This is a genomic window from Streptomyces sp. NPDC057950, from assembly GCF_042887295.1.
Lineage (GTDB): Bacteria > Actinomycetota > Actinomycetes > Streptomycetales > Streptomycetaceae > Streptomyces > Streptomyces kaempferi.
Window position 1 is genome coordinate 384,683 of sequence record NZ_JBHVPP010000001.1, and the last position, 11,490, is coordinate 396,172.

Consider the following 11,490-nt stretch of genomic DNA (forward strand, 5'->3'; position numbering starts at 1 on the left):
GACGAACGTGACTCAGACGGAGCGGTGGTACTGCTCGGGCACATGGACGTCCGCGCCGAGCTCACGTCCCGAGATGCGGGCGAACGACGGGTTGCGCAGCAGTTCGCGGCCCAGCAACACCGCGTCGGCCTCGTCGTTGGCGACGATCTTCTCGGCCTGCTCGGCGTCGGTGATCAGGCCGACGGCGGCGACGGGCAGCCCGGTCTCCGCCTTCACCCGTGCGGCGAAGGGGACCTGGTAACCGGGCCCGACCGGGATGCGTACGCCCGAGGCGTTGCCCCCCGTCGAGACGTCCAGCAGGTCGACGCCGTGCTCCTGGAGCCGGGAGGCCAGGCGGACGGTGTCGTCGGCGCTCCAGCCGCCCTCGTCCAGCCAGTCGGTGGCGGAGACGCGGAAGAACAGCGGCTTGTCCTCCGGCCAGACCGCACGGACGGCGTCGACGACTTCGAGGGCGAAGCGGATGCGGTTCTCGTAGGAGCCGCCGTACTCGTCGGTCCGCCGGTTGGAGTGCGGGGAGAGGAACTCGTTGACGAGGTAGCCGTGGGCACCGTGGATCTCCACGATCTCGAATCCGGCGTCCAGGGCGCGCCGGGCCGCGTCCGCGAACTGGCCGACGATCTCCCGTATCCGGTCCACGGTGAGTTCGGCCGGCACCGGATGGCGCTCGTCGAAGGCCAGCGCGCTCGGGGCCAGTGGCTGCCATCCGTACGCGTCCTCACCGACCGGCGCGCCGCCCGTCCAGGTCCGGTCGGTCGATGCCTTGCGCCCGGCGTGCGCGAGCTGGATCCCGGGCACGGTGCCCTGGCCGCGCAGGAAGCCCGTGACGCGACGGAACGCCTCCACCTGCGTGTCGTTCCAGATGCCGAGGTCGTACGGGCTGATCCGGCCCTCGGGGGAGACGGCGGTGGCCTCGACGACGATCAGGCCCGTGCCGCCGGTGGCGCGCGCGGCGTAGTGGGCGAAGTGCCAGTCGTTCGCGGCCCCCGTGGAAGGTCCTTCCGGCGCGGCCGAGTACTGGCACATCGGGGGCATCCACACCCGGTTGGGGATGGTCAGATCGCGCAGGGTGATGGGCTCGAAGAGCGCGCTCACGGAGGACTCCATTCGTCGCGGGGTACCGGGCTGCGGCTACTACGATAAACATCGTAGTACGGCAAGTGTCAAACTACGAGAGGTCTCGTACAATGGGAACCGGTGGAGCCCAGCGGGCCGGAGACGATGCCGGACGAGAGCCCGCCCCGAGGACTGGAGCCGCCGTGACGACCGCCGCCCCCGCCGGCAGCAGCCGGGATCTCGCCCACCCCGCGTGTGCGGAGATCCGTCTGGAGGGCGTGCTGCACGCGCTGTCCGATCCGATGCGGCTGCGGATCGTGCGGGAGCTCGCCGCCGACGGCGACGAGCTGTCCTGTTCGCACTTCGACCTGCCGGTCACCAAGTCCACCACCACGCACCACTTCCGGGTGCTCCGTGAGAGCGGGGTGATCCGGCAGGTCTACCGCGGCACGGCCAAGATGAACGGGCTGCGCACGGACGACCTCGACACACTGTTCCCGGGACTCATCGGCTGCGTCCTCGCGGCGGCGGCACGCCAGGAGTCGGAGCGGGGCGAGGTCTGAGCTCCCCTCCACCCCGTGCGGTCCCATGGGCGCCCCGGGGCTGTCCCGTGATCCCCGGCGGGCGCACGACGGCAGCTACGGCACCTCGCCGCGTTGTCGGATCGCCGGAACGCAGCCGGTATGAGGGCGACCCTCCGCCTTGCGATGCACCGCATCTGACGGCGCGCGCCGATCCACCGGGGATCACGGGACAGCCCTCAGGCGCTGACCGCGGGCGCACCCGGATCGGCGGCGCCGTCCTGCGCACCCGGCCTGCCCGGCAGATGGTTGAAGATCAGGTTCAGGACGATCGCCGTCAGACAACCTGCGCTGATCCCGCTGTTCATCACCGTCTGGAACCAGTCGGGGAACTTCTCGTAGACCGTGGGGACCCCTACCGGCAGGAAGCCCACGGCGACCGATACGGCCACGACGGTGAGGTTGTCGTTGCCCTTGAAGTCCACCTCGGCCAGGGTGCGCAGCCCGCTCGCGGCGACCGTCCCGAACATCACCAGACCCGCGCCGCCCAGCACCGGCGCGGGCACCGCCGCGACCACCGCGCCCAGCTTGGGCAGCAGACCGAGGAGTACGAGGATGCCGCCCGCGGCGGCGACCACCCAGCGGCTGCGCACCCGGGTCATGCCGACAAGACCCACGTTCTGCGCGAACGCCGTGTACGGGAAGGTGTTGAAGACACCGCCGAGGACCGTGGAGAGGCCGTCGGCGCGCAGCCCGTCGGCCAGCGTGCGCGGTTCGACCCTGCGATCGGTCATCTCACCCACCGCGATGAGGTCGCCCGTCGTCTCCGTCATCGTCACCAGCGCCACCACCAGCATCGAGACGATCGCGGAGGCGTGGAAGGCGGGGCCGCCGAAGTGGAAGGGCGTGCTGATCCCCAGCCAGTCGGCGTCATCGACCCCGCCGAAGTCCGTGAAGCCGAAGGGCACCGCCACCACGACGCCCACCGCGATGCCGATCAGCACCGCGATCCGGCTCAGGAAGGGCGGCGCGAACCGCTGCACCCCCAGGACGACGGCCAGCACGAAGCCCGCGAGCGCCAGGTTCTTCGGCTCGCCGAAGTCCTTGGCGCCCACGCCGCCGGCGGCCCAGTTGCCCGCCACCGGCAGCAGCGAGACCCCGATGATCAAGATGACGGTGCCCGTGACGAGCGGCGGGAAGAAGCGCAGCAGCCGGCCGAAGACCGGCGCCAACAGCATGATCGCGAGGCCCGCGACGATCACCGACCCGTAGATCGCGGGCAGGCCGCCGCCGGTCGTCCCGATGAGCACCATCGGTGAGACCGCCGCGAACGTGCAGCCTTGCATGATCGGCAGCCGCACGCCGAAGCGCCAGAATCCCACGCACTGGATGAGGGTCGCGACACCGCAGACCAGCAGGTCGGCCGTGATCAGATAGGCCAGATCGGCCGGCGAGAGCTTCATCGCGCCGCCCACGATCAGCGGAACGGCCACGGCTCCCGCGTACATCGCGAGCACGTGCTGCAGCCCGAAGGCGGCCAGGCCGCGTACGGGCGGGACCTCGTCGACGGGATGCACGGGTGCGGTGGTTGCCATGGGCACTCCAGGGGCGGCGGCGGATCGGGGCGCCGGAGGCCAGGGGGCACCTCCGACCAGCACGAGACCGTAGAGGGCTTGAACAGTTTGTTGATGTCCGGTCTGTTGCCGCTGTGTGTCATGCCCACGGAACCCCGAGCGACTCCGCCGTACCCCGAGGCGATCACGGACGAGCCCTCAGGAAGTCGCCGTCCGCGCCGCCGCCAGCAGTGACGTCCAGTCGGGCAGCTTCACGACACCCCGCCCCAGGGAGGCCCCGAGGGCCGCCTCCGCCCGCTCGATCGCCTCCCAGCCGGCCCATTCGACCGGTGCGAGGCCGTCCGCCCGCAGCGCCGCGAGCGGATCGTCGGTCACCTCGCGCCGTGCGAGACCGGGCGCGTCCTCCAGCAGCGAGGTCACCGTCTCCTTCGCGCACGGCCGGTTGGTGCCGATGACACCCGTCGGGCCACGCTTGATCCAGCCCGCCACGTACTCGCCCGGAGCGACCGCGCCGTCCCGCAGCACCCGCCCCGCGAGATGCGGCACCGTGCCGTGCTCCGCGTCGAACGGCAGCCCTTCGAGCGGCACCCCGCGATAGCCCACCGAACGCAGCACCAGCTGCGCCGCGATGTCCTCGTGGCGACCCGTGCCCGTCACCCCGCCCTGCCCGTCGGGCACCGTCCGTTCGAAGCGCACGGCACCCACCCGGCCGCCGGCGCCGTCGGGGTCGCCGTCGCGGGGGAGCAGCGCGACGGGGCGCAGGAAGAAACGGAGCCGGATCCGACGCGGACGGCCCCGCGCCGGAGCGGCGGCCCACCCGCGCAGTACCTCGACGTTGCGGCGCTGGGCGGCCGGCAGTGCCGACGGGTCGGCATACTGCGGATCGAGCGCAAGCTCCTCGGGGTCCACCACGACGTCGGTGTCCGGCAGTCCGCCCAGCTCGCGCAGTTCCTTGGTGGTGAAGCGGGCCTGCGACGGACCGCGCCGCCCGACCATGCTGATCTCCGTCACCGTGCTCGCGGCCAGCGCGGTGAGCGCGGCCTGCGGCATGTCGGTGGGGCTCAGCTCGGCCGCGCCGCGCGCCAGGATCCGGGTCACGTCGACCGCGACGTTGCCGACGCCGATGACCACGGCCGAACGGGTGCCGTGCACGAATCCCGCGGCTCCGTCGGCCACGGAGTCCGGGTGCGCGCTGTACCAGGACACGAACTCGGTCGCCGACCAGCTGCCGGACAGCTCCTCGCCGGGCACGGCGAGGTGACGGTCGGTGGCGGCTCCCACGCAGTACACCACCGCGTGGTACAGCTCGCGCAGCCGTGCGGCCGGTACGCCGCCGGGGCCCACCTGGACACCGCCGAGGAACCGCACACGTTCGTCCACCAGGACGCTGCGCAGGTTGTTCTGGAGCGACTTGATCTTCTCGTGGTCGGGGGCCACGCCGTAGCGGACCAGGCCGTAGGGGCACGGCAGCCGGTCGAGGACGTCCACCCTGACATCGGGCAGCCCGCTCTGGACGAGGCTCTGGGCGGTGTAGACCCCGCTGGGTCCCGAGCCGACAACGGCGACATGCAGCACGGCGGAACTCCCAACCCGAAACCCGAACAGCCCGAGGAGATCGCTGATGGCTCCAGCATCGCACCACTCTTGGCCCGCTGACAGGGTGCGGCGCGCGGCACACGTGTGCGTGTCCGTTCGTATGGAGTGTGATCATGCGGTTACGTTCTGCGAGTGCTGGAAGCATCCTTTCTCAGTCGTTCTGATCGTGATCGGCCGGAGGGCTCGGTGTCCGTGCGACCCGCGTGGGAGGTGCGGGAGCGCGACAGTGTCACGCGGTGGTTCGCCGTCCGCATCGACTTCGCGGACGGCGCCCGGGTCGACGTACTCGCGGTGACGGCCGGTCAGGGGGTCTCCATCGAGGACGTCCAAGCCCGGCCGCCGCTCTCCCTGGACTACCTCATGGCGCTCGCGGACTGGATCGAGGAGCCCCTCGCCGAGGCGTGCGGCGGGAGTGCCGCGCCGCGCCCGGGGAGCCCCGCGGGACCGCTGCCCGGTCGTGTCCGCGGTGCGTGGCCGCGTGGCGTCGAGGGGCGGCGGCTGGTCGCCGAGGAGTACCGGGCCGCGCAGCGGGACGGGGCGGATCCGGTCCTGGCGGTCATGTGCGCCACCGGTCACAGCCGGCGCAGGTCACTGCGGCTGATCGCCGGTGCGCGCGACGAGGGATTCCTGACCCCCCGTCATGTACGTCGCTGAACGGGCCGGCGGCGAGTGCCCGCGAAGGCCGCGGACCGTCACGACATCGCGCGCATCCTGCTGATCTCGCTGGTCTGCTGGGCGATCACGTCGTCGGCCATCTCCTCGATCTGGATGTTGTTGCCCTCGGCCTTCACGTCCGTGGCCATCGAGACCGCCCCGTCGTGGTGCGTGATCATCAGTCTCAGGAAGAGCCGGTCGAAGACCTTGCCCCGGGCCACGCGCAACGCCTTGAGCTGGGCGTCGGTCGCCATACCGGGCATCGCCTCGTGCCGGTGTCCCGTGGCGTGCCCGTCGCCGTCGTGTGTGTCGAGCCAGCCCTTCATCGTGCTGATCTCGGGTCCCTGCGAGGCCGCGATGCGTGCCGCGAGTGCCTTCACCCGGCCGGACTCGGCCCGCCGAGGGGCGAGCCGGGTCATCTCCAGTGCCTGGGTGTGGTGTTCGATCATCATCCGGGCGTAGGCGAAGTCCGCCGAGTTGGGGGAGTCGTCCTCGCTGCGTTGTCGCGCGGCGTCGTCGGCGGAGAGTGTCTCGGCCGCCTCGCCGGGCCTGCCGGGCGCGATCACCGAAGGTCCGTCCGCCTTACCGGACTTGACCGGAGCGGCGGAGTCGTCGCACGCCCCGAGCGCGAGTACGGCGACCACCAGTGACGCCGTGACCAGGAAAGCACGGGGTGAACGGCGGAAGAGCACGGCGACCTCCTGGGACACACGGATCGGCTTACACCTCACGGGTGTTCATGACCGTCCTAGCACGCTTCCGAACGTGCCCGATCAAAAACTCTCATTACGAGTACGTTGCCATCTGTTGATCAGCGCATGGGACGGACGATACTTCTGGGGTCCGTGAACCGTTCCTCTGCGAACGGCTACAAGGGAGGACGCAGTGACCCTGTTGAACGACCCCCGAACGCGGCACAGACGCCTGGGAGTTGCCGCCGTCGCGGCCGGGCTCCTGGCCGCACTGCTCACGGCCGGCCCGGCGGCCGCGACCCCCGACCCCGGGGACGGTCCCGCAGCACGGGAGCAGGTCTCCCGGAGCGACGCCGCCGAGGTGAGGGCGGCGGTGGCGAGCGGCGAGATACCCGGACAGGACGAGATCGTCCACTCCGACAACGTCCAGCACCTCACCAACATCCCCAAGGACGCCCTGCCCGGCATCAATTCGGACCTCGCCTTCCAGGGCAAGTACGCCTTCGCCGGCAACTACGACGGCTTCCGCATCCTCGACATCAGCAACCCGAAGGCCCCGAAGACGGTCTCCCAGGTGCTGTGCCCGGGATCGCAGAACGACATCTCCGTCTCCGGCAACCTGCTCTTCCTCTCCACCGACTCCTCGCGCAGCGACAACTCGTGCAACAGCACCACGCAGCCCGCGACCGAGAAGTCCTCGTGGGAGGGCATGAAGGTCTTCGACATCACCGACAAGGCGAACCCGAAGTACGTCGCCGCCGTCGAGACCGCCTGCGGCTCGCACACCCACTCACTGGTGCCGGAGCGCAAGAACGTCTACATCTACGTGTCCTCGTACTCGCCGAGCGCCACGTTCCCCGACTGCCGGCCCCCGCACGACGGCATCTCGGTCATCAAGGTGCCGCGCCACGCACCCGAGAAGGCCGCGGTGGTGAACTTCCCGGTGCTCTTCCCCGGTGAGGGACCCGACGGCGGCGGCAACCCGGGCTCGCCCACCAACCCGGGCGTCTCCAAGACCACCGGCTGCCACGACATCACCGTGCTGCCCTCCAAGGACCTCGCGGCGGGCGCCTGCATGGGCGACGGCATCCTGTTCTCCATCAAGGACCCCGAACACCCCAAGGTCATCGACCAGGTCGAGGACAACGTCAACTTCGCGTTCTGGCACTCGGCGACCTTCAACCAGAAGGCCGACAAGGTCGTGTTCACCGATGAGCTGGGCGGCGGAGGCGCGGCCACCTGCAACGCGGCCATCGGTCCGAACCGCGGCGCGGACGGCATCTACGACATCGTCGGCAAGGGCGACCGGCGCAAGCTGGTCTTCCGGAGCTACTACAAGATCCCGCGCCATCAGGCGGACACCGAGAACTGCGTGGCCCACAACGGCTCGCTGATCCCCGTCAAGGGCAAGGACCTCATGGTCCAGGCCTGGTACCAGGGCGGTGTCTCCGTCTGGGACTTCACCGACTCCGTCCACCCGAAGGAGATCGCCTACTTCGAGCGCGGCCCGCTGAGCACCGACACGCTCCAGGTCGGCGGCTCCTGGTCGGCGTACTACTACAACGGCTACATCTACTCGAACGACATCGCCAAGGGCTTCGACGTCCTGAAGCTCAGCGACCGGCGCACCGACCCGGCCGAGCGGGTCCATCTGCGCGAGCTCAACGTCCAGACCCAGCCGGACTACTTCGACTGATCGTCCGGCAGGCGGCCGGTCGCGAAGAACCGTGACAGATCCGCCCCGTACGTCCCGCCGGGCACCTCGGTGTCCGGCGGGACCCCCATCTCCCAGTCGAGGTCGTAGCGCTCGAACAGCTCCGCCCGCAGCGTCGGCACCGCCATCGGCGCGCCCGGCACCAGGGCCGCGTACACCGCGCCCATCAGCAGCGCGCGCAGCATCGGGTAGTCGGTGGCCGCGTCCGGCGAGCCGCGTCCGGCGACGGTCTCGCGCAGGAGCTGCGCCAGCCGCTGCTGCTCGGGGCACTGCACGAACCCCTCGCCCTGCAGGATCCCGGCCATGTGCTGACGCATGAGGACCGGCCTGTCCCGGGCCAGACCGAGGACCGCGTCGATGGCCCGCGCCATCCGTTCCCGGCCGTCGGCGGTGCGCGGCTCGCGCTCCAGTCCCTCCTCCAGCGTGCGGTGCATCAGCCGGTGCACCGCGGACTGGACGAGCTGGCGCTTGCCGGGGAAGTAGTACGACACCAGGCCGCGCGCCGATCCCGCGCGATCCGCTATGTCCCCGAGCGTCGTCGCGTCGTATCCGCGCTCGCTCACCAGCTCCAGCGCGGCCTGAAGAAGCCGCTCCCGGGAACGCCGCCGCAGCTCTTCGTTGACCGATTGGCTGCGCGGGGACATCCTGTAACTCCTGTGTTGACTGGCTGCCAGCCAACTATACTCAGGTCGTCCGGGTCGCGACCCCTGCAGGGGTCCGCTTCGGGCTGCCGTCCGTCTGGGGCGTCGCGGGGGAACGTCTCAGGCGGACGTGCGGTGCGGGGGAGGATCTCCTTACAGTGGGCACGAGGCCCGAGGAGGCTTACGGACATGAACCAAGAGCAGATCCTGGCGAAGATCACGGCGATGGTGGACGACGAGCGACAGCTCCGCGACGCCCTGTCGTCGGGGCAGATCGACTCCGACACCGAACATCAGCGGCTCGGACAGCTCGAGCGCGAGCTCGACCAGTGCTGGGACCTGCTGCGTCAGCGGCGCGCGAAGACCGAGTTCGGGGAGAACCCGGACGAGGCCCACGTGCGGCCGTCCTCGCAGGTCGAGGGCTACCAGAGCTGAGAGGCGGGGCAGGGCGGCGGTCAGTCGAGCAGGTCGAGCACCGGCCGCAGTCCGTCGGGCCGGGCCGCGGCCGGCAGGTGGTCCACGAAGTGCACCGCGCAGCCCAGCGCCGCTGCGCCTCCGTCGGCACGGCGGTCGTCACCGACCATCAAGGTGTCCTCGGGTGCCGCCCCCAGCGCCTCACAGGCGGTCGCGAACAGCCGGACGTCCGGCTTCTGGATGCCGTGCTCGTACGACAGGACGTAGGCGTCGACGTACGGGTCGAGGCCGTGCTCGCGGAAGACGGGCCGCAGATCCCAGCCGATGTTGCTGACCACGCCCACCGCGATCCCGCGTCCGCGCAGGGCGGCGAGCACCTCCGCCGCGTCGGGATAGGGGTGCCAGGCGGCGGGCCTCATGTGGCGGTCGTACAGCGCTTCGTGCAGCGCGGGATCGGGCAGCGGCACCAGCCGGGACGCGCCGGTGTACGCGGCCCTGTGCGACGCGGCGCTCTCGTCGCGCCGCCGCCACACCTCGGCGAGTCCCGTCGGCAGCGGCCGTGCGGGGGCGGCACCGCCGGCAAGCGCGCCGACGGCCTCCAGGTCGGCGGCCTTACGCGTCAACTCCGCCTCGGGAAGGGATACTTCGGACTCCGCCAGCACGGCACGCAGCCAGGACCCGGTGGACTCGACACGGAACAGCGTTCCGGAGAAGTCGAAGAGCACGCACTTGATCGTCATGAGGGCGATCCTTCGGGGCGCGGCCCGTGCGGGTCAAGGGCGCACTGGGCCGTACCGGATTCCCTGCCGGGCTCCCGGCCGGCGCCGCCCGTGCTCTCGCGGGGGCACGGGCGCCCCTCCCGCCGAGGCCGTCCGAGGGCGCGGCGCAAAACCGAGCGGCAGCCGGTCAGTCGTCTCGGCACCACTCGATACCACCCCGCCGACCTGCTGACGGCCCATCTGCGGCGCACGCCTCAGCCGAGTGCCCGCAGCGCCGGTACGAACGTCACCAGCAGCGGGACGACAGGCACCAGGGTGGCCGCCGCAGTCAGGCGCAGCCGTCGCGACGGCGTCAGCCGGTCCTGGGGGGTGAGGAGGCGGCGAACCCGCGCCGGGAGATGGGCCTGCGGGGTCGGGCAAGGGCCGAACACACCCCGGTCCTCGTTGAGTTCCACCAGCGCGAGGGCGATCGTGAGACGGCCGAAACGGCGTGATGCCATGTCGTCGGCGGCCAGTTCGACCAGCCGGTGCATCTCGTCGCGGAACGCGGCGAAGACCGGGACCTGAGGGAAGCCGACGGCGAGCGCGACCGAGCAGTGCAGCAGCCAGTCGTGCCGGGCCCGCGCGTGCCCCTGCTCATGGGCGAGCACGGCATCCAGACGACGACCCTCGAGGCGGCGCAACGCGGCCGTGGTGATGACGAGTCGGGGTGCGGGGCCGGGCAGGAACCAGGCGTCCGGACGCTCGCCCTCCAGCACCACCAGCCGATCGCTGCCCGGCTCCTCGCCGGGCAACAGAGGTGCGCGCAGGCGCAGTTCGGCGCGGCTGTGGCGAAGGCGGGCCCGCGCGCCCAGCACCTCGCGGACCAGCATGGCCGCGGTCCAGGCGCCGCCGCACGCGAGCGCCACCGCGGTCGTCGCGGCCCATGTGCCTCCGGTGCTCAACGCGTAGGCGTTGACGACCGAGTGGGGCGCGGGGGCGAACACATGGCCGCGCACCGCCACCCAGGCGGCGGCCGCACTCAGCGTCATCGACAGCGCACAGCACAGCAGGACGGCCGCCACCACGCACTGCCACACCCACAGGGCGACCACAGGTTCGCGGTCCGGCCAGTCCGCTCGGGCGAGCAGCCGTGGAGCGACCACGGCGGCCAGGGCGCCGAGCAGCAACAGTGCCGCGGGGACCATCATGGGTGAAGCCTATGAGCGGAGCGTCGCCGAGGGATACCGGCCGCGACGGCAAAGTGACGTACACCACGGTTTCGCGGGGCTTGGCGGGAGCGGTCCCGCCGGTGCGGCGGGCGCGCGTGTCAGAGCGTGACCAGCATGGCGAGCATCGCGATCCCCATCGACAGCCGGCACGCCCGGGACAGCTCTGGCCGATCGCCCCAGCCGGGGGTCCGGGCGGGGCCGGGCGGCATCGCCCCGGTGCCTCCGGTGTCCCCGGTGCTGCCGGTGACGGCCGCGACCGGCAGCAACCGGACCCCGGACAGCAGCACGTACGCGGTGAAGTAGAGAAGGAGTGCCCCGGTCACCAGCGGGACCCCGGAACCCCCGTGGACGTGGTGGTGCCCGGGGGAGACGGCCATCACCACCGCCATGTAGACCATCGCGCAGGCGCCGACCACGTGGTGCAGATGATGCCCGCCGCCGCGGGCCGACCACAGGGCGCGCAGGGCGGCCGCGCCGAACACCGCGGCGTACCCGAGCCAGGCCCAGTGGGGTGGAGCGACCACGGCCGCGGGCACGGCCATCGCCGCCATGCCGAACCCCATGAGCGCCTCGCCGCCGGCCGTGCGGCGCTGTTCCTCGATCGTGCTGCGCATCCGCAGCAGGCAGTAGGCCCCGGTCGCCGCGCACAGCGCGACGAGCAGCCAGCCGGGCGAAGCCGGTCCGTGCACCGTGCACCTCCC

The 11,490-nt window shown here is 71.4% G+C and carries 12 protein-coding genes; 4 read left to right on the plus strand and 8 right to left on the minus strand.

What is annotated here, in order from left to right; translation table 11 throughout:
- Window positions 1–12 precede the first annotated feature (12 nt).
- Window positions 13–1,092 (minus strand): NADH:flavin oxidoreductase/NADH oxidase, encoded by a 1,080-nt coding sequence (locus tag ACFVTC_RS01795; protein WP_390122872.1) that lies wholly within the window; start codon window positions 1,090–1,092, stop codon window positions 13–15.
- A gap of 164 nt (window positions 1,093–1,256) precedes the next feature.
- Here ACFVTC_RS01795 and ACFVTC_RS01800 point away from each other — a divergent pair, with 164 nt between their 5' ends.
- On the plus strand, window positions 1,257–1,616 hold the full coding sequence (locus tag ACFVTC_RS01800) for an ArsR/SmtB family transcription factor (protein ID WP_390122873.1): 360 nt from the start codon (window positions 1,257–1,259) through the stop codon (window positions 1,614–1,616).
- A 197-nt stretch (window positions 1,617–1,813) separates the two neighbouring features.
- Here the strand turns inward: ACFVTC_RS01800 and ACFVTC_RS01805 are convergent, their stop codons facing one another.
- Both ACFVTC_RS01805 and ACFVTC_RS01810 read right to left on the minus strand, forming a co-directional pair.
- Window positions 1,814–3,169, minus strand: a complete 1,356-nt coding sequence (locus ACFVTC_RS01805) for a nucleobase:cation symporter-2 family protein (RefSeq protein ID WP_390122875.1) — start codon at window positions 3,167–3,169, stop codon at window positions 1,814–1,816.
- 177 nt (window positions 3,170–3,346) lie between these two features.
- A complete protein-coding gene (locus ACFVTC_RS01810) occupies window positions 3,347–4,723 on the minus strand; it encodes an FAD-dependent oxidoreductase (protein WP_390122877.1) in 1,377 nt (458 codons plus the stop codon).
- A gap of 207 nt (window positions 4,724–4,930) precedes the next feature.
- Here ACFVTC_RS01810 and ACFVTC_RS01815 point away from each other — a divergent pair, with 207 nt between their 5' ends.
- Window positions 4,931–5,398 carry a DUF6214 family protein gene (locus ACFVTC_RS01815; RefSeq protein WP_390122879.1) on the plus strand — a complete coding sequence of 156 codons (468 nt, stop codon included), beginning with the start codon at window positions 4,931–4,933 and terminating at the stop codon, window positions 5,396–5,398.
- Window positions 5,399–5,436: 38 nt separating this feature from the next.
- Here ACFVTC_RS01815 and ACFVTC_RS01820 read toward each other — a convergent pair whose 3' ends face one another.
- Complete coding sequence (locus ACFVTC_RS01820) at window positions 5,437–6,108, minus strand: DUF305 domain-containing protein (RefSeq protein WP_390122881.1); 672 nt, start codon at window positions 6,106–6,108, stop codon at window positions 5,437–5,439.
- A gap of 175 nt (window positions 6,109–6,283) precedes the next feature.
- Here ACFVTC_RS01820 and ACFVTC_RS01825 point away from each other — a divergent pair, with 175 nt between their 5' ends.
- Complete coding sequence (locus tag ACFVTC_RS01825; protein ID WP_390122883.1) at window positions 6,284–7,786, plus strand: LVIVD repeat-containing protein; 1,503 nt, start codon at window positions 6,284–6,286, stop codon at window positions 7,784–7,786.
- On the opposite strand, the gene ACFVTC_RS01830 is transcribed toward ACFVTC_RS01825, so the two are convergent.
- Window positions 7,774–8,448: a TetR/AcrR family transcriptional regulator gene (locus tag ACFVTC_RS01830; RefSeq protein WP_390122885.1), complete on the minus strand. Its 675-nt coding sequence runs from the start codon at window positions 8,446–8,448 to the stop codon at window positions 7,774–7,776. The two genes, ACFVTC_RS01825 and ACFVTC_RS01830, sit on opposite strands and share 13 nt — an antisense overlap.
- Before the next feature lie 186 nt (window positions 8,449–8,634).
- Here ACFVTC_RS01830 and ACFVTC_RS01835 point away from each other — a divergent pair, with 186 nt between their 5' ends.
- Window positions 8,635–8,880, plus strand: coding sequence for a DUF2630 family protein (locus ACFVTC_RS01835; RefSeq protein ID WP_168526749.1), 246 nt, complete (start codon window positions 8,635–8,637; stop codon window positions 8,878–8,880).
- Window positions 8,881–8,900: 20 nt separating this feature from the next.
- Here ACFVTC_RS01835 and ACFVTC_RS01840 read toward each other — a convergent pair whose 3' ends face one another.
- From ACFVTC_RS01840 to ACFVTC_RS01850, 3 genes are all read right to left on the minus strand, one after another.
- Complete coding sequence (locus ACFVTC_RS01840; RefSeq protein ID WP_390122887.1) at window positions 8,901–9,599, minus strand: HAD family hydrolase; 699 nt, start codon at window positions 9,597–9,599, stop codon at window positions 8,901–8,903.
- A 233-nt stretch (window positions 9,600–9,832) separates the two neighbouring features.
- Window positions 9,833–10,768, minus strand: a complete 936-nt coding sequence (locus ACFVTC_RS01845; protein WP_390122889.1) for a M56 family metallopeptidase — start codon at window positions 10,766–10,768, stop codon at window positions 9,833–9,835.
- Between the two features lie 119 nt (window positions 10,769–10,887).
- Complete coding sequence (locus ACFVTC_RS01850; RefSeq protein WP_390122891.1) at window positions 10,888–11,478, minus strand: DUF5134 domain-containing protein; 591 nt, start codon at window positions 11,476–11,478, stop codon at window positions 10,888–10,890.
- Window positions 11,479–11,490 lie beyond the last annotated feature (12 nt).

Bases quoted from the DNA above. Each gene is read 5' to 3' on its own strand.
- ACFVTC_RS01845 (WP_390122889.1), bottom strand. From the start codon at position 10,768: ATGATGGTCCCCGCGGCACTGTTGCTGCTCGGCGCCCTGGCCGCCGTG.
- ACFVTC_RS01805 (WP_390122875.1), bottom strand. From the start codon at position 3,169: ATGGCAACCACCGCACCCGTGCATCCCGTCGACGAGGTCCCGCCCGTA.
- ACFVTC_RS01840 (WP_390122887.1), bottom strand. From the start codon at position 9,599: ATGACGATCAAGTGCGTGCTCTTCGACTTCTCCGGAACGCTGTTCCGT.
- ACFVTC_RS01830 (WP_390122885.1), bottom strand. From the start codon at position 8,448: ATGTCCCCGCGCAGCCAATCGGTCAACGAAGAGCTGCGGCGGCGTTCC.
- ACFVTC_RS01835 (WP_168526749.1), top strand. From the start codon at position 8,635: ATGAACCAAGAGCAGATCCTGGCGAAGATCACGGCGATGGTGGACGAC.